Origin of the sequence: Comamonas sp. E6 (genome assembly GCF_001010305.1) — a bacterium.
In the GTDB taxonomy this organism is placed as follows: Bacteria; Pseudomonadota; Gammaproteobacteria; order Burkholderiales; family Burkholderiaceae_C; genus Comamonas; species Comamonas thiooxydans.
In genome coordinates this window covers 1-18675 of sequence record NZ_BBXH01000045.1, presented here as the reverse complement: position 1 = coordinate 18675, position 18675 = coordinate 1, and the positions used below count along the sequence as shown (strand labels likewise).

General features: G+C 52.2%; 12 protein-coding genes. 6 read left to right on the top strand and 6 right to left on the bottom strand.

All coding sequences use genetic code 11. The annotated features are described in order from the left end of the window. Positions 1-152: 152 nt before the first annotated feature. Both CSE6_RS25390 and CSE6_RS25385 read right to left on the bottom strand, forming a co-directional pair. A complete protein-coding gene (locus CSE6_RS25390; protein WP_059441838.1) occupies positions 153-1547 on the bottom strand; it encodes a heavy metal sensor histidine kinase in 1395 nt (464 codons plus the stop codon). Continuing rightward, positions 1544-2236 carry a heavy metal response regulator transcription factor gene (locus tag CSE6_RS25385; protein WP_003062499.1) on the bottom strand — a complete coding sequence of 231 codons (693 nt, stop codon included), beginning with the start codon at positions 2234-2236 and terminating at the stop codon, positions 1544-1546. Before CSE6_RS25385 ends, CSE6_RS25390 begins: the two co-directional genes overlap by 4 nt. A gap of 175 nt (positions 2237-2411) precedes the next feature. On the opposite strand from CSE6_RS25385, the gene CSE6_RS25380 reads away from it, so the two are divergent. The 5 genes from CSE6_RS25380 to CSE6_RS25360 all read left to right on the top strand — a co-directional run bounded on the left by CSE6_RS25380 (position 2412) and on the right by CSE6_RS25360 (position 10651). Further along, on the top strand, positions 2412-3689 hold the full coding sequence (locus CSE6_RS25380) for a TolC family protein (protein WP_059441837.1): 1278 nt from the start codon (positions 2412-2414) through the stop codon (positions 3687-3689). A 22-nt stretch (positions 3690-3711) separates the two neighbouring features. Further along, positions 3712-5061: an efflux RND transporter periplasmic adaptor subunit gene (locus CSE6_RS25375; protein ID WP_059441836.1), complete on the top strand. Its 1350-nt coding sequence runs from the start codon at positions 3712-3714 to the stop codon at positions 5059-5061. 13 nt (positions 5062-5074) lie between these two features. Continuing rightward, the gene (locus tag CSE6_RS25370; RefSeq protein ID WP_059441835.1) at positions 5075-8248 is read left to right on the top strand and encodes an efflux RND transporter permease subunit; all 3174 of its coding nucleotides are present in this window, start codon (positions 5075-5077) and stop codon (positions 8246-8248) included. 200 nt (positions 8249-8448) lie between these two features. Continuing rightward, positions 8449-8793: a DUF4148 domain-containing protein gene (locus CSE6_RS25365; RefSeq protein ID WP_080944584.1), complete on the top strand. Its 345-nt coding sequence runs from the start codon at positions 8449-8451 to the stop codon at positions 8791-8793. A 193-nt stretch (positions 8794-8986) separates the two neighbouring features. Further along, on the top strand, positions 8987-10651 hold the full coding sequence (locus CSE6_RS25360) for a phosphoethanolamine transferase (protein ID WP_083994834.1): 1665 nt from the start codon (positions 8987-8989) through the stop codon (positions 10649-10651). A 492-nt stretch (positions 10652-11143) separates the two neighbouring features. Here the strand turns inward: CSE6_RS25360 and CSE6_RS26290 are convergent, their stop codons facing one another. The 4 genes from CSE6_RS26290 to CSE6_RS25345 form a co-directional block, all read right to left on the bottom strand. Continuing rightward, positions 11144-11305 carry a hypothetical protein gene (locus CSE6_RS26290; protein ID WP_187427621.1) on the bottom strand — a complete coding sequence of 54 codons (162 nt, stop codon included), beginning with the start codon at positions 11303-11305 and terminating at the stop codon, positions 11144-11146. Positions 11306-11384: 79 nt separating this feature from the next. Then, complete coding sequence (locus CSE6_RS25355) at positions 11385-12923, bottom strand: IS3 family transposase (RefSeq protein ID WP_059441833.1); 1539 nt, start codon at positions 12921-12923, stop codon at positions 11385-11387. A 133-nt stretch (positions 12924-13056) separates the two neighbouring features. Beyond that, entirely contained in the window at positions 13057-14973 is a 1917-nt protein-coding gene (locus CSE6_RS25350) for a UvrD-helicase domain-containing protein (protein ID WP_059441832.1), read from the bottom strand. Further along, positions 14970-17309 (bottom strand): AAA family ATPase, encoded by a 2340-nt coding sequence (locus tag CSE6_RS25345; protein WP_059441839.1) that lies wholly within the window; start codon positions 17307-17309, stop codon positions 14970-14972. The genes CSE6_RS25350 and CSE6_RS25345 overlap by 4 nt, the downstream gene beginning before the upstream one ends. 599 nt (positions 17310-17908) lie before the next feature. On the opposite strand from CSE6_RS25345, the gene CSE6_RS25340 reads away from it, so the two are divergent. Then, positions 17909-18289, top strand: coding sequence for a hypothetical protein (locus CSE6_RS25340; protein WP_152668668.1), 381 nt, complete (start codon positions 17909-17911; stop codon positions 18287-18289). Positions 18290-18675: the final 386 nt, after the last annotated feature.

Genomic DNA, 18675 nt, shown 5'->3' with positions numbered 1-18675 from the left:
CCGCATCCCCAATCAACAGTCGTGCTCCAGGATTTGCCTGGCTGCTTCATTCTCGAGTTCTTCGAGGTAACGTTGGCAGCTCATAAGGACTCCTGATGGAACGAGGAGGCTCTGAACTAGCTATGAAACTCAGGTCGATCCAAGTTGGAATCTCACGTTTGAGATTCAAAGATGTGTGGCGTTGCCTTAGGTAAGGCAGGTAATGAAATCCCAATTTTGGTGATCCCGCTTGAGGATGTCGCGAAAGCGGTACCGCCGTGCATCCGCGCTATAGCCGCAACGATGGCCAGTCCTAAGCCGTGATTGAGATTTGCATGTGCGCGGGACGCATCAGCACGATAGAACCGATCAAACAGGCGTGGCAGATGGATGGGATCGATCTCCGCTCCTCGGTTGATCACCGCAATGCTAACGTTGTCACGTTTGCCATCGGGTGTCTCCACTACGCTTTGGGAGATCTCGATAGTGATCGTTGATCCGGGTTCTGCATAGCGTGAAGCGTTGCCTAAAAGATTGGATAGTGCACGGCGAACCAAACGCGCATCCACAGCAACACTTGCATCTCCATCGATTAGAACTTGAAGGTGCGCTTCTTGAAGCACTGCCTCATGGAACTCGGCCACTTCTGAGGCAAGCTCTGCAAGACTCACTTTGGCGGATCGCCGCGCTTCAGTACCGCGGTCTGCGTGTGACAGAAACAGCATGTCAGCCACGATTCCGGCCATGCGCTGTAGATCCTCTAGGTTGGAGGCCAAGATGTCCTGTAGTTCAACAGCACTACGCGGTTTACGAAGCGCCAACTCGCAACTACTGATCAAGGTGGTCAACGGTGTGTTTAGTTCGTGTGCCACGTCAGCATTGAACGCCTCCATTTGTTGATAGGCGATGGCCAGTCGGTCAAGCAATGCATTGAACTGTGCGATCAATGGTCTTAATTCTTGAGGTTGATGGCTATCATCTAAACGGCGATGCAAGTCTTGCGCAGAAAGGCTTCGCGTTTGATCCACCAGTAGGCGTAAAGGCTTGAGTCCTATGCGAACAAGCCATGTGCTCGCAAATGAGACCAGCAATGCACCCGCCACGGCGGCAATGCCCAGGGTCCAGGCCAGACGATTAAGCAGTCGGTCATCTGGTCTACGGTCTAGCAACAGGACCGCTTGCATTGGCTGCAGGCCGTCGTTAACTGTCGGAACTTCCACTGAAAATTTGCGAACTGCAACCCGGTCGTCATCTTCAGGTTGGCGCAAAAGTTCAAATGCGCTTTTACCGGAGGTTGGCACCAGGCGTAAAGACAGTTCGTCATGCCCCGTGACGAAGTCGTTAAGCATGTGGTTCAAGGCCTCCGGGGAGTGAACCCCTCGGCTCTCGCTTAACAGGTGCTCGATTGCTGTTTTCTTGTGATCTAAGGTGTCTTGCTGACGTTCCGACAGCGTGACGGAGATCACGAAATAGACAGCAATGCATACAAAACCGAGGCCAACAATGGTTTGCAGTGCTAAGGCGCGGGCTAAACGTCGAGCTAAATGTGGTGCAGCGGTCTTGCTCATGTTGTGCGAGATTCGAGCACATAGCCCATGCCACGGACGGTGTGGAGGAGATGTTGCTCAAAAGGCTGATCAAGCTTTAGCCGCAGGCGTCGGATAGCGACCTCTACCACGTTGGTTTCACTGTCGAAATTCATATCCCAAACCTGAGATGCCAACTCTGTTCGTGTTAACACTTCCCCTTGGCGGCGTAATAGAAGGCTAAGCAAATTGAACTCTTTGGCCGTGAGCTCGATTCTCTGGCCCGCCCGCGTGGCCCTACGACGAATTAGGTCTAACTCTAAGTCAGCTAAGCGCAGAGTCGTCGCTTCGGGGGCGGCTTGGGCAACGCTGGGGCCACTGCGCCGTAATAGAACATGCAGGCGTGCGACTAGTTCAGAAAATGCAAATGGCTTCACGAGATAGTCATCGGCGCCACACTGCAGTCCCTTGACGCGATCCTCAACCTGGCCGCGGGCAGTCAACATCAGTACAGGTGTTTGTTTCGTTTGCCTCAGCGCAGCTAGCACGGCTAGGCCATCGATGCCCGGAAGCATGCCGTCAAGCACGATCAGGTCATAGTCCATTTCACTGGCCAGGTGCAGACCGTCAATACCGTTATGGGCGACATCCACAGTGAAGCCCTCCTCCGCCAGACCCTTGTTTAGGTAATCGGCGAGCTTGATCTCATCTTCTACAACCAGGATTTTCATGCTGACTATTCTGAGATAGGCGCACGCATTTTGAAAATGACAAATTTGTCATCCGGCTGTCACGATGGTGAGGGGAGCACTTTATTAGAGTGGCAGCGCCCACCCGCTTTCTATTCCTCACCTGGGCAATGTAACGCCCGGCTGACTTTGGATTGCACGGGTAGGAGTTTTAACAATGATTTCTTCGTCGTCTCATCGTGCTGGCCGAGCAGCTAGTGCGTTGCGTCATGCGTTGTTGTTCACCAGTTTGGCTTTAGCTGGCGTGGCAGGCATAGCGCAGGACAATCCTGCCAATAAGGCGTCTCTGGCACCACTGACTCTGGACACTGCAGTAGCACGCGCTATCGACCAACACCCTCGTTTACGAGCTGCCCAGCGCGGTCTTGAGGCAAGCGATGGAGCCGTTCTGCAAAGTAAGGCGAGGCCTAACCCTGCGCTCTCGTATTCACAAGAAGATACGAGCAGAGATAAACGTACCACGACGGTTCAATGGACCCAAATGCTGGAAATCGGCGGCAAGCGCGATGCGCGCATGCGTGCTGCAGCACGTGGCCGAGATGTGGCTGAGGCGGAGCTGGATGCCGCCAAAGCTAATCTTGTCGCAGATGTCCGACTCGCATTCTTTGGGTTGTTAGTCGCACAGCAGCGTGAAGTCCTCGCAGGACAAACTCTTGACATCGCTCGAAGCGCGCGTGAGGCTGCATCGAAGCGTGTAGCAGCGGGCAAGGCAGCGCCCCTAGAGGCCAACCGGGCCAGCGTAGCTGAGTCCAGTGCAGAGCTGGAGCAAGCCCAAGCTCAGGCCGCAAAACGAGTGGCTCGTCAACAATTACAGGCCCTTATAGGAGAGGGAGGCCCTGTATTTGGTGATGCGCAAGGCAAACTTGACGCGTTGCCTACTGTTCCGGAAATTGGGGTTCTTCAAAGCCGCTTGGAGCAGTCGCCATCCATTCAGCAAGCTCGCTTCACTGTTGAACAGAGCCGGGCGACCGCAGATCTGGAGCGCGCAAAGCGAATTCCTGACCCAACGGTGAGTCTAGGTATGAAGCGCGCTCAAGAGACCGGCAATCAACTCGTAGTCGGCGTCTCCATTCCTTTGCCTGTGCTCGATACCAATCGAGGAAATCAGTTGCAAGCCCTCCGCCTGGCTGACCAAGCTGAAGAGCGCTTGCTAGCTACCCGGTTGGAACTTCAGTCTCAACTTTATGCGGCGCGAGAGACGCTAGAGGCAAGTCGTAAACAAGCTATCCAACTGTCTGAACGCGTGCTGCCGACTGCACAAGTCGCCTATGAGGCGGCAAGCAAAGGATTTGCGCTAGGGAAATTCGGTTATCTGGACGTGCTTGACGCGCAACGCTCTTTGTTTGATGTACGTAATCAATACCTGGACCAGTTAATGGCCACACATCGTGCTTCGGCCGATATCGAACGCTTGTTGGGCACAACAGACGAGTAAGTTTTTTGCACAGATCATCAACATGAACGATACAAAACCATCTCCATTTGGGACTCGGCGTACTCAGATTGCAATTGCTGCAATCCTAGTAGTTGGCGCTCTTTCTGCTGCACTAATTCTTCGCAGTGGTCCAGATAGCAGCAGCGCTAAAGGTGCCGGAGGTCAGGGGCACTCAGAAGCCGCTAGCCACGCAGACACAGAACATCACGGCGAGAAGCAAAGCGGTGATCACAAAGATGAAAAAGGACATGCAGATGGTGAGCACCATGATGAAAAAGAGCAAAAGGACGGAGCCAAGTCTGCAGAGAAGAAAAGCGCCGAAGGTGCTCATGATGACGATGAAGGTCTAATCCAAATGGATTCGCAGCGTATGCAGGCTGCAGGCATTCGAACCGCAGAGGTCGGCTCTGCAACTGTTCGCTCAGTACTGCAACTTCCGGGGGAAATACGCTTCAACGAAGACAAAACGGCTCACGTTGTCCCTCGAGTCCCTGGCGTCGTCGACTCGGTACCCGCCAATCTCGGGCAGGTTGTAAAGAAGGGGCAGTTGCTGGCTGTGTTGAGCAGTGCGGCTGTTTCTGAGCAACGAAGTGAACTTCAAGCCGCTAGCCAACGCTTAGCACTGGCGCGTACAAGCTATGCCAGAGAGCAAAAGCTGTGGGAGGAGAAGGTATCGGCTGAACAGGATTACTTGCAGGCTCGGCAGACACTGCGCGAGGCAGAAATTGCCGTTTCAAATGCTCAACAGAAATTGGCGGCTAACGGCGCAGGAGGTGGCAGTGGTGCGCTAAACCGATTTGAGTTACGAGCACCCTTTGATGGAGTGATCGTCGAGAAACATATTGCTGCCGGCGAAGCCGTTCAGGACACTACTCAAGTTTTCACAATCTCAGACTTACGCTCCGTTTGGGCTGAAATGAGGGTTGCAGCATCTGACTTGCCCGCTGTGAAGGTAGGGGAAAAAGCAACTGTCAAGGCGACAGCATTCTCGTCGTCTGCGACTGGGGTGGTTGCTTACGTGGGTGCTCTGATTGGCCAGGAAACACGTACCGCTCCTGCTCGAATCACTCTAGAGAATCCTGAAGGTGCGTGGCGCCCAGGTCTATTCGTCAATGTGGAGTTGACGGCCTCTTCGCAACAAGTGCCAGTGGCGGTAGCTTCCAGTGCTATCCAGCGTCTGGACGGCCAAAACAGTGTTGTGTTTGTGCCCGTCAAGGGGGGCTTCCGAGCTCAGCCCGTACGCGTTGGTCGCTCGGACCCCCAGACAACAGAAATTCTTGAAGGGCTGAAGTCCGGCCAGTCTTATGTGACTGAAGGCAGCTTCATGCTTAAGGCCGAACTGGGCAAGGCTACAGCCGAGCACGCACACTAAGCAAGGGCTGCAAATGTTCGAACGAATTATCCGATTTGCCATTGAGCAGCGCTGGCTGGTCATGGTTGCCGTTCTGGCCCTAGCGGCTCTTGGCGTATACAACTATCAACGCCTTGCTATTGATGCTGTACCTGACATTACCAATGTTCAGGTACAGATCAATACGCAGGCAAGCGGCTACTCGCCGCTTGAGACCGAGCAGCGAGTCACTTACCCAATTGAAACGGTGATGGCCGGCCTGCCCAATCTGGAACAGACTCGCTCGCTGTCGCGCTACGGCCTGTCGCAAGTGACAGTAGTGTTTAAAGATGGCACTGACATCTACTTTGCTCGCCAGTTAGTCAACGAACGCATCCAACAGGCCCGTGACAATCTTCCCGCTGGTGTCACTCCCACGCTGGGACCTATCTCTACAGGTTTGGGTGAGATCTATCTTTGGACCGTTGAGGCCGAGGATGGTGCAAAGAAGGCAGATGGAACGCCTTACACACCTATGGATCTGCGCGAGATACAGGACTGGGTGATCAAACCGCAACTGCGTAATGTGCCTGGTGTCACTGAAATCAACTCTATTGGCGGCTTCGCGAAAGAGTATCTGGTTTCGCCGCGCCCAGAACAGCTGGCGTCCTACGGTTTCACTCTTGCTGACCTGGTTGCTGCATTGGAACGCAACAATACCAATGTGGGAGCTGGATACATTGAGCGTCAAGGTGAACAGTATTTGATCCGCGCCCCGGGTCAAGTCTCTGGTATTGCTGACATTCGAGAAGTGATCGTGGGTTCAGCTCAAGGCCAGCCCATACGTATTCGTGATTTGGCAGAGGTTGGCTTGGGTCGTGAGCTTCGCACTGGAGCTGCCACGGATAACGGTCGAGAGGTCGTGCTTGGCACGGTCTTCATGCTGATCGGGGAGAACAGCCGTGTGGTCTCGCAGGCTGTGGCTGCACGTATGGAGCAGATTAACCGCAGTCTTCCTGAAGGCGTGAAAGCGATCACGGTCTACGATCGCACAAACCTCGTCGACAAAGCCATCGCAACGGTCAAGAAGAATTTGGTGGAAGGTGCGGCTCTAGTTGTTGTCATCCTCTTCCTCTTCCTGGGCAACCTCCGCGCGGCCCTGATTACAGCGCTGATCATTCCGTTGTCCATGCTGTTCACCTTCACTGGCATGGTGCAATACAAAGTCAGTGCCAACCTGATGAGTCTGGGCGCTCTTGACTTCGGCATCATCATTGATGGCGCGGTGGTCATTGTGGAGAACTGCGTGCGTCGTCTTGCCCACGCGCAAGAAGCGCGCGGACGCTCTTTGACGCGCAGTGAACGCTTCCACGAAGTATTTGCTGCAGCCAAGGAAGCGCGTCGGCCATTGTTGTTTGGACAATTGATCATTATGGTGGTCTATTTGCCAATCTTTGCGCTCACGGGTGTAGAGGGCAAGATGTTCCATCCCATGGCGCTGACTGTGGTGATCGCGCTTGCAGGCGCAATGATGCTGTCCATTACCTTCATTCCTGCGGCGATTGCTCTTTTCATGGGCAACAAGGTTGCGGAGAAGGAAAATCGCCTCATGGTTTGGGCACGTCGCGTTTATGCACCAGCCCTTCATCGCGTCATGAGAGCTCCTGCAGTTGTTCTGACTGCAGCTGGTGTGGCGGTGGTGCTAAGCCTGCTGCTGGCAACGCGTCTTGGTAGTGAATTTGCACCAAACCTCAACGAGGGCGACTTCGCCATTCAGGCTCTGCGGATTCCAGGAACCAGCCTGACCCAGTCCCTTGAGATGCAAATGCAGATCGAGAAAACCTTGAAGAAAGAGTTTCCTGAGATCGACAGGGTATTTGCTCGTACAGGTACCGCGGAGATTGCCTCTGACCCGATGCCTCCGAACATCTCGGACGGCTACATCATGCTTAAGCCGCAGTCCGAATGGCCGGATCCGGCACGTACACGAGACGATTTGCTGGCAGCAATTCAGGCAGCCGCAGATCGAGTTCCAGGCAACAATTTCGAGTTCTCTCAACCCATTCAGCTGCGCTTCAATGAGTTGATATCGGGTGTGCGTAGTGATGTCGCTGTAAAGATTTTTGGCGACGACATGACCGTGCTGGAGAAGAACGCACAAGCCGTCGCAGGCATGTTGCAGCAAATTTCTGGAGCCTCTGAAGTCAAGGTCGAACAGACCACAGGCTTGCCAATGCTCACCGTGAAAATCGACCGTGAGAAGGCCTCGCGCTATGGTTTGAACATGGGTGATGTGCAAGACACCATCAGTACGGCACTGGGCGGTCGTGAAGCCGGCACAGTTTTCGAAGGTGACAAGCGATTCGACATTCAGGTTCGCTTGCCGGACGAAGTGCGCAATGACATGGAAGCGATAGGACGCCTACCTATCGCGCTTCCGCGCGGTACGGATGGCCGACTTGGTTTTGTTCCGCTTTCGGCCGTGGCTAGTTTTGATATCGCACCAGGCCCTAACCAGGTCAGCAGAGAGGACGGTAAGCGTCGAATCGTTGTCAGTGCCAATGTGCGTGGACGGGATATTGGCTCGTTCGTCACAGAAGCTCAACAACGCCTCGAATCACTGCAACTGCCTGCAGGCTACTGGACCCGCTGGGGCGGAACGTTCGAGAATCTCGAGTCGGCTAGAAAGCGCTTGACGATTGTGGTGCCGGCAGCTTTGCTGATGGTCTTCGTCTTGCTGTTTGCAATGTTCGGCAATGTGCGTGATGGTCTCATCGTGTTCACAGGCATTCCGTTTGCACTGACAGGTGGCATCTTGGCGCTCTGGATGCGCGGTATTCCTTTATCCATTTCGGCAGCGATCGGGTTTATCGCACTGTCAGGTGTGGCAGTGCTCAATGGCTTGGTGATGATTGCCTACATCCGATCGCTGCGTGAAGAAGGCAAACGCCTGTATGAAGCAGTCACTGAAGGTGCTTTGACCCGACTGCGGCCTGTTCTGATGACCGCGTTGGTTGCATCGCTAGGCTTTGTTCCGATGGCCATTGCAACGGGCACAGGAGCAGAAGTTCAGCGCCCCTTGGCCACAGTGGTGATCGGTGGGATCTTGTCGTCGACTTTGCTGACCCTTCTCGTGTTGCCCTTGCTCTATAGCTTGATACACCGCAAGGATCTCTCCGAGACTGAAGATGGGCAGGTGTTAGCGTCTACTGAGGAAAAGCCAGCCTGATACAAGTAATTCAATTCACCTCGTGAAAGCCATGGCCTCTAAGGCCATGGCTTTTTTCTTGTAACAATACTTAATATGACAACATTGTCACATTCCTGTTGGCAATCTGTCGGTAGGTATTTTCTACACTTAAGCCATCTTCTCTGAATAGACGACTTTCTTAGATGGAGAAGAAAATCAATTCACTTAAGGAGTATTAAATGGCTCGCCGTAATATTTTTGCATCTCTCACCGCCGCAGCCGCAATGGCAACTGTTCTGGCAATGCCTGGCGTCGCAGCCGCAGATACGTACTGGCACCCTACAAATAACGAGGCCGGTGTAAAAGCATACCCTGAACATTTCAAGAGCGCTCAAACTCGTGACCAAGTCCGTGCAGAAGCAGCGAATGCAGTGCGCGATGGTGGGGATGCTCGGATGCGCGCAGGAAATTACCCTGCTGTTAAGAGCACAGGTCCCGAGAAGACTCGTCAACAAGTCATTGATGAGCTGACAAAAGAAACCCCTTCGCAGCGTGATGCTCGTAACCAAGCAATGGCTGGGTAATAAGTAATATTTTCTTGGCGTGGATTCGTGGTAACACGATCCACGCCTTTTTTTCGCTCAAAAAATGACAAAAATGTAATCGGAATGTCATCGTGCAGATCAGATTTAATCTCTAGGATTGTGGGCTTTCGTAAATTCAAGAAATAGGTTCATTGAGAAGCTGAATATATCTTGATTAAATTCTTTTCGTAAAATGAAGACTTTAAATAAAATAAGTGAATTACTGCGCTCTAGTGGCATGCAATCAACACGCATGATTATTGGAGTTAGTATATGGATTGCTATTTTTTCTAATTATTATCTTTGGCTGAAGATATCTAAAATAGATGGAGAGTCGAATATAAGTTTAATAATATCTTTTGTTCTTATATTGATTGGTGTGAATATTTTTTCGATTTCTGTTTTGGGATGGGGGCGGCTTTTGAGGCCAATTGCCAGCATCTTTGTAGTCAGTTCGGCTTCAGGTGCCTATTTCATGCAAGCATACGGGATTGTTATTGATTCCAATATGATAACTAATGTGCTTCAAACAGACTTCAAAGAAGCTTCGGATCTAATTAACTTGCAGATGATTTTCGTGATCTTGCTGCTGTCGTTACCGCCATTGTGGTTTATATGGCGCAAAAATCTCTCAAAATCTACTTTGGGCAAACTGATATTGCAACGTTTGATGCTTGCTCTCCTGGGGATTTCAATAGCAGTGGTAAGCCTAATCATTTCGTTTCAAGCGTTCTCCTCAACCATGAGGAACCATAAAGAGATTCGATATTTGATTAACCCATACAATGGACTATATGCAGTTTTCAAAAAAGTTGACGAGTCCCAGAAGAGGAAATCTAACGATTTGGTAAAAATAGGAGAAGGAGCATACATTGAAGGGGCTATAGACCCTATAGTATTTCTAGTAGTCGGAGAAACAACTCGTTCAGATCATTTGGGGTTGAATGGCTATTCAAGAGATACCACACCTTTACTATCAAGTCGAAAAGACATCTTGTCGTTTAAAAATGCCTGGGCTTGTGGAACGAGCACTGCAGAGTCATTGCCGTGCATGTTTTCACACTTATCGAGGGAGGATTTTTTTGATCGACGAGAAAATTACGAGAACTTATTAGATGTTCTAAAAAAGGCAGGTCTGAATGTTCTTTGGGTTGACAATCAATCAGGGTGCAAGGGGGTATGTGCGAGAATACCTACTGAAAATCAAGAGATAATCAAGGGTGACATCAACTGCAGAGATGATGGTTGCTTTGATGCAGCAGTATTGAAGAGTCTCCAAAGGAAAATTGAAAGCTTACCGAAGCTTGGTAAAGCTAAAGGAACCGTTGTTCTAGTCCACCAAATGGGAAGCCATGGCCCAGCCTATTACAAGCGTTCTTCACCAGATAGAAAAACTTACTTCCCAGAGTGTGACTCTTCAGCTCTGCAAACCTGCAGTCGAGACCAAGTAGTTAATGCATATGACAACAGCATAAGAGAGACTGATTATTTCATTTCGAAGGCGATTGATTGGATTAAGGAGACATATCCAGATCTGCCAACTGCAATGATGTATGTCTCAGACCATGGGGAGTCTTTGGGAGAAAATAATATATACCTCCATGGTCTACCTTATAGTTTGGCACCTGATGCTCAGAAAAGGATTCCTTGGATCGTTTGGTTTTCTAATTCATTTTCACGTGAAAATTTTGAACAGGAAAGCTGTGTTGATATGGTAGATGTCAATACAAAAATAAGTCACGATAACTATTTCCATTCAATTCTAGGATTGCTTAATGTTAGGTCTAATTTGTATGATTCCAAATATGACATTTTCCAATCCTGCAGAATAAAAAGTAATTATAAGTCTGCATCATAAGAAATTTGATCGACACGGTGGTGTTCATCGAGTTTTAGTGTATGACCTCCACCGGAAAGCTATTTAATATTCTTGGTTTAGAGTTGCTCTGTTGAGCGATGGTCGGTTCTGGATTGATAGTAAATTAACTAGTGAAATTTTTTGCTTGGCTGTAAGCAATATTCTTTGTGTTTGGTAAGGCTATATATAATTAATTTTGTCAAATTTCATGATTAATAATCGAGTTGTATAATATTTTTCCAGTTTTACTGGGAGTAAGTAATTCTAGTGGTCTCGTGGACTAGGAGGGAAAACGACCGCGGAAATTTTCTGACGAATACCATAGAATTTCAGGTGATAAATGGTATTTTTTGGGGATTTACTCTTGAATAAGATCGCTTGCGCTCTTGATCGAAGAAGCCTTTCACTTCGTTAAGGAGCTTGGAATATTGGTTGTCTCTGTGATGGCGGTGGGTAAATTAATAGGTGCGTTACCCATTGTTGATAAAGGCTTCACGTCATGACTGAAGCGTTGTCGCGCATTTTCATCATTTCATGCGCATAGGCCTTGAGCGTGGCTATCGCACCTGTATTTTCTGCAAGTTGGAATTTTTTTTCATTTTTTTGAGGGGGAAGGTTCTTTGCAGCCGTATAAGAAGTGAAGATCGGCTTCAAAGGAGGTCTGTGTTGATTTCCACCCAGAAGTGACCCACTAGCCCCCGGTTGGAGGTGCGGATAAAAACTTGGACTGGTTTTATGCGGCTAGGCCAAGCTTGTGCCGGTATTCCACAGGACTTAAACGTCCCAGAGATACCTTGATACGTTTTTCGTTGTACCAACGAATATAAGTATCGACAGCTTCAATGAACTGCTCAATCGTTGTTGATTGCCAGTTGCAGGGATAGAACAGCTCCATCTTTAGCCTTCCAAAGAAGCCTTCGCATGCAGCATTGTCTGGCGAGCACCCTTTGCGAGACATCGAGCGAACCAACTTTGCATCATGGACCCTCGAGAGCCAGCCTGGCCATCGGTAGTGAGCTCCACGATCAGAATGAATCACAGGGCGGCTCTCGCTGCCTTGAACAGCATCAATGGCCGCATCCAGCATTGTGTTGACGAGATTTGCGTTGGGATGAGTCCCAATCGACCAGCTCACCACCAGCCCGTCAAAGCAATCAATGACTGGCGACAGGTAGACCTTGCCAGCAGGAATCTGGAATTCAGTAATGTCGGTGAGCCACTTCTCATTGGGCGCAGCGGCATGGAAGTCTCGATTGATGAGGTTTTGCGGGGCAGCACCTATCTCTCCAAGGTATGAGTTATATCTGCGGCGTTTGGGCTTGGCCACGATCAACCCCTCCTGCTTCATCAGCCGGCGAACCACCTTCTCTGAGATGCCCGTGCACTCCTTGAGCAGGGATGCCTGCACCCTGCGATATCCATAGCAACGGTAGTTGTTGTCGAAGATCTCTGTGATGCTTCGGCGTAAATCAACGTATTTGTCAGCCAGCTTCAGCCGGGCACGATGGTAAAAATACGAGCTTCTAGCAAGGCCAACAAGAGAAAGCAGTTCTGGCAATTCATACTGCCCGTGCAACGCTTCAACCAGCACAGCCTTATCTTTGTTTGCCAGCCTATGCAGGTCAATGTCGGACCCATTTTTTAAGATTTCATGGGCCTGTTTGAGAAGCTCCCGCTCTATCTTCAGCCGCCGAACATCCTGGCGCAATGATTCAACTTGGCGCCTGAGCGCTGCTGCATCCAACACAGGCGATCGCTTTGGACTGTGTTTCATCGAGGTGGGGGCACAAGGGCCAAGCAACTGATTTTTCCAGTTGTACAAGGTTCCCCGGCATACCCCTAACTTGTCTGCAATCTCCTGTGCACTTGATTGGCGGGCACACAGTTGCACCACGCCCTCACACATCAAAGCATCAGGCTTTGTAGTCGGCCAAGACCTGCCGACCATCGATTTACTGATCTCAGGGCAGTCTTGCCGAACCCACGCAGTCAACGTTCCTCGACCCGGGTAACCCAAAACCCTCATCGTGGCGGCAATACAGCGATCGTGGGCGAGGTAATGAGCAACCGCCACCTGTCTTTGCTGTAGCGAATATTTCGGTGCTCTTGGTGCTTGGCTTACTGGCAAATCCTGATGCTTCAGGTAGTGCTGATACCAGCCTTTCAATGCGTTCTTGGTTGGGTATCCCAACTGGCGAATCGTGGCTCTGACACGCAAGCCAAGCTTGATATAAAGCTCAACTGCACGAATCCTGTCTGCGTATGAGTACATGAACTACCTCCTGGTAGTCCAAGTTTTTGTCCGCATCCCCTTAACAATTCACGCCTCCAAGTTGGCCACAGGGAACTCTCAGAGTCCTACAACATCAGCCGTGAAATGGCCGCACAACTAAATGTGCGTCGTTTCAGTTGATCAGCTCAACCTCGCCTTGTTCGAACCAACCATACTGGAGGATGGCGTTGCGCGCCAGCTCCGGATTCGGCGAGTAGTAGACGATGGCCAAGCTTTGCTCTGCTCGGCTGCAGGTCACATAGAACAAACGGCGTGTACGGTCCGTGCTGCTATCTCGACCAGCGGCCTCGTTTTCATGATCCGCTTTTGACTTTTCCTTGGCACCGAAAAACTTGTCATATGCAAAAAGGAAGCCGCGAGCCTCATCGTCATTAATCACGACAAGCACGCGAGAGAATTCCAGCCCCTTGACGCCCTGGTGCGTCCCGAACTGGGACTGTCCTTGCACGTACATATCGTATAGTTCGATCTGGCTAAGTGGGGCTTCAAGTGCCTTGCTCCATGCGCTCAACTGAGGGCTAGCGTCTTCGACTTCTTGGTCCTCGGGCTGATCCTCTTGGTTGTCCTGTGCTGCATTGTCGTGGGTCGCTGCTTCCACGCTACCAGGAACGAACGGAGCCAGCGTGTCTGGGATGGTGAACAGTCCCGTATGCGCAACAAACTCAAGCACTGCTTGCGCACTAACCTTCGGCTGTTCCTGGATCAGCGCCAGAAGTCCGTCGCACGCTGCCTTGGCTCTGCCGAGTTGCGCGACCTGATTCGATCCGGCTTCTTGAAGTGCGACACGATCTAGAAGCGGCGATGACGCTTTGATAATAGCCGTGGCCCCGAACCGGTCGTTGGCGCGAAGCGCCTTGACCAGCGGCAACACATCCCGGATGAAGAATCCAAGACCTGCACCGGTGCCCTGGAGCAGACTCGTCCTGAGGTTTTCGATGCCCCAAAGTGGCTCGAAGAAACCCACGAAGCCAAATCGCCGCGCAGACATCAGATGCTCGAGGGCGAGTGTCTTTACCGTGCTTGAGTTCTGCCAAGCAGGATCGTCGGCAATCGTCGCCATGCGCCGGCGCACCGCCGCTTCGATGGCGAAGGGATCGACGCTTGCTTGGGTCGCGATGAAGACCCGAACCACGCCCTTTTTAGCGTTGCTGCGTGGCACTTGTTCCTCGCCATCGACATCGCGGCGGATGTTGTTAATGACCTCGATGACGCGGGACGGGCACCGGTGGTTCATCCGCTTGCGAGGCATGGCCCACCTGGCCGGGATGGCCTTGTCCAGCTGCTCTTTCCCGTCAGAGTAGATCCGTTGCATCATGTCGCCAAAAAGTCCCAAGCTGAACCTGCCCTGAAACTCTTCCTCTAAATGCAGGAACGCGTCCATGAGCGACTTGTTCGTGTCCTGGCTCTCATCAATGAGCAGCACCGGACACCGGCTGACCAACATCCGCCTCAGTCCCGGTTTGCTAGTCAGGAAAGCGGCGGTCATGAGAATGACCTCCGAGTGGTTCAGAGAGTCTCGCGTACGGTTGTCGCTGGTCGGACTGTAGATGAACTTGACAATGGAATCCAGACGTGCCAAGCGGCGACGTTTACTCTCCATGGATCGAAGCCGTTCAATACCCGCTTTCGTGTTGGGGCGCCCGTTCCTGTGCTGCTCCTCGAGCTCAACGATCTCCTCTTCAAGGTTCCTCGCGACCCACTGACGAATGTCTGCGTTGAATCCCTCGATCAGCGACCATGAGAAGGCGTGGATCGTCATGACCTCAACTCGAGGGTCGAACTCGAGACGTTGCTTGATTTCGTCGCAGGCTGCGTTGGTGTAGGTGATTACGCCAATTTTTTTTCCGGTCAGGGTCAGTAGCCGGCCGTGCTCGCCATCTATCGTCTTTCGGACGGCATTTACCAACGACCGCGTCTTTCCGGAGCCTGCACCTGCGTACAGGAAGAAGCTTCTCGGCTCGGCCAGGTTAAGACATTCAATGATCGTTGCATCGGCCTCGGCATCAAATTGATCGTCGACGTCCGTCATGGCGTGTCCTCCGGCATTGTGCCTGCTGCAGTGATTCCTGAAACAGCCGTGGCCGGAGTCGTCGTTAAGATTTCTACCTGCTTCTTCTTCATCTGTTCCAATAGCCACTCCAGACCCTCGGCAATGTACCGTGGCACCTTCAAGTCGTTGAAGTTGTCCGCCATCAATACGTCGAGCGCGAACTCTGCCTTCTTGCCGTTTTTGAGCGCGGTGTACATGCTGGCACCAATTGTGGTCGCTCCGCCGCCCATGGCGATTGCATCTCGAAACTTGGCGCTCAATCCCGGTCCTGCAAACGCTGCGAAGAAGTCCACGTTTTCGAACACGAGTGCGTCCTCAAACGTGTAGGGATAGGCGGTTTCCTTGGCTGCGGCACCTGGCATTGTGACCTCAACGGGTATCTGGTACGCCGCGCGCACTGCGAACAGCGTGTCGCTGGTATCCATGAACGTCTTGGCGGCAGGAGTCGCGGCCATGAGATCGTCTACATCGTCCAGAGCTGGCACCCAGGTTTTGAGAGTGGCGTTGTTGGTTTTCTGGCCTGCGCCCAAAGCGGGTTGAACTGATGAACCACCCGTCCCCGTCAGGCTATCCAGGTCGGTAACAATCAGCGTCAACAGACCAAGATGATCAATCAACGGGCGCAGACGATGGGCGTGGCTACCGCCAATCTCCAGTAAGGTGACATAGCTCTGATGCAGCACCTTGTAGTGAGCCCGGATGAAGTTGGGGACGAGCATTCGTTCAGCGGGCCCCTCGACGAGGATTGCTGCGTCGGCGAAGAATAGGTCGGCGTGTTGCGCACGTAAATAGCGGGTGACGAAGCGTTCGGTCTCTGTGCCTTCCCCGAAAACCTGCGATAGGTTGACCACCGTTGACACCGGCACTTTGGCAACCATGCCGGCGGGCAACCTCCGGAAATATCGCAGGCCCGCGAAAGGCGTCTCGTGCACAACGTGGCTCGAGTGCGTGCTAACAATCAACTGCGTGCGCAGTGTGTCGCTTTCTCCCAGCTCTGGGTGCCTGCGCAGCACCTCATATGCCTTCTTGATGAATACTTGCTGCACCTGCGCATGCAAGTGGGCTTCAGGCTCCTCCACAAGCACTAGGTGAAGCGGTTCAATGCTCGCAGCCTCAGCGCCTTTGGATGCTTTGCCGACACGCATCCAGGCATCGCGGAAGCTCATCAGCCGAAAGATCATCGAGATGAGATTCTGGTAGCCCAGTCCGTTACTACCCTCCGGCAGCAACAAGAGGGGCATGACCGCGCCCGCATCCGAAACCACATCGACCTCGAAATTGACCGCCGCGCTGTGGTTGAGTCCATCAATCGCACGCAGGCGCGTGGATACGCGTGGCCGCGGGTCGCTGACTCCTGGGTAACCGAGGCCGGCGACTTCGTTGAAACATTCACTGAAACTCTCCGTCAGCTTCAGGTCAAATGCGCCTTCTGCAGCCTCCATGGCCTGGAGAGCCTCCAGGTCCATGGGATCCGGCCCCTTGGCTGGATCCAGATGCTTGGCGTAGTAGCTTCTGAGCTGTTCCGATAGCCGTGTTCCACCGGCAGAGACCTGCAACTCTTCGTTTTCAACGTTACTCGCGCTCTCACCAAATCCACGCTGAGCGGGAATGTCATGCACTTTGATGAGGTTGCTGAGCGGATCGCCTTCAATCGGCAACGCCGAAGCAGGAAGCACCTGCGGCAAGGCCCTTAGCTTCTCAGGAGATGCCAGTAGTGCGGGATCCAGCGGATACGCCCGAATCGTGAACATCGAGCTCAATCGCTTGGTGAGGAAGTCGACCAGTGTTTCAGGCCATACGGTCAACTTGGCTTCAGCGCCCTTTGCAGCTGCGGCCGCTGCAGCTGCTGCGCGCATGGCGTTGGCCTCGGTGACCGCAATGATGAATTCCTTAAAAAGTGCATTGAGGTCTTTGGGCTCGTAGCGCAGCCGGACTCCCAGCCGTCCGCCAGTCCATTCCATGAGAGGGATCAAATCCCGAACCCGGTGAACCTCGTCTTCCTTGACCTGTAGCCATAGATCCAGAGTAGGAAGCACCTGAATCCAGGGAGTCAAGGAGATATCCGCCGCGGCATCCGTTTGGTGCGCTTGAACCCATGCTTCGCCGATGTCTACAAGCGCCTTTAAGTGACACAACGTGAAGTCATGGATTTCGAACGGGCAGCGACGCGGCGTTAGGAAGCGCCGCAGCGTCAACATGGCTGAGGTCTTTCCGCTGTTGTTTGCGCCAACGAACAGCGTCGTCTTCGGCGACAGATCTACGCGAGCGGACAATAGTTTCCTGAAATTCGCGATCTCAACGAATTCGATGTGCATTTCCCCCCCCATCATTTGCAGGTACTTTTTGTAACAATAACTGAAGCGTGAGATTACAGCTAGCTGAAGGCAATGGCTCGGGGTCGAACTAAGCACCTCATAGTTGGCGTGTTGCCAAAAAGGGGGGCAGCACCTCAGGTCTGTATCAGATTCAATGCCCACGACATTGACACCCAATCTGTGCGCGCGTTGTTGCGTTCGCCAACAATGCTCTCTGTGATGATCTATCGTTGAATTTACTGCCGGACAACGAGGGGCCACAAAGCGGTCGGTGGAGAACTACTGCTATCAGCCTGAAGTTACCAGCGAAGAAAGCTTGGCGGTCGGCATGCTATTAGCAGCACTGAGACTCCCTGCAAAGGCCAAGATTGACCAATCACTACGAGTGCAACCTTAACTTGCAACATTGATCATCTGGCCCACGCTCTCGGTACACGTAACCACTTTTCTTGTGATCCGCGCCTACTGTTACAGAGAGCTGCTCGGTACTAGGCGGTCAGCAGAAATTCTCTGAGAGATAGCAATCGATTGGCATTGCCAAGCACATTGCTTTAGGCTGCTTGGGGGGAGTACGTTTCTGTTGCGCCATGGAGGCCATCATGCTGATTTACGTTAGCAACTGCCGTCAAGCACCAAGTGTTGAGTCGCAGGCCGAAGTTGACCTGTACCACTGGCGCATCCTGCAACTTAGCTCTGGATTGCTGCGCATTGCTGCACAACTGGACTCTGGGTCATTTCGAGTCACAACCTCACTTAGTGCGATCGATCTTACTCGGAGGATTGTCAGAACCGAATCCGGTCGAAGATATCGCTTGTGTGTACCTCCAGAAGAAGACCCATGCTTGACTATGTTGATGATTGCCAATGTTGCACGTGGCTCCAGTGCGATCACGCACGATGTGAGTGAAGTTGTATGGCGTGCGGTGGAAGCAGGTGCGTGGCCAAGCGAAGAGGGGATCTTAATTCCTGCGCTGCAATAAGGTTGGCTGCTTTGATCGAGGTCGGTCGGACACGATTAATCAACCCGTGCCAAGCATGCGGAGGAAATGCCAGTGCTAGCTCAAATTACGAGCGATAGCGCGCAAAGACATTGACATGCTTCTGACTTCCCTTTTGAGAATTGATGAGATGAGAGTAGTTCCTGCACGATCCTAGGTGGATCTATTAGCGTCGGGCAAATCTTACGGCTAGCCTTGAGTCCTGTTGGGACTTCCTCGGCATGGACGCACGAGAAGTTAAAAAGCGAGTCGATTTAGACCACGCAGCAACAAGAAAAAGTGAGCTAGTCTCTGTGGCTGGGAGGTGTTTACGACATTAAGTACGCAGCTTGTACAAAGGGGCGGTTTGGAGGCCGCATGGATCCTAG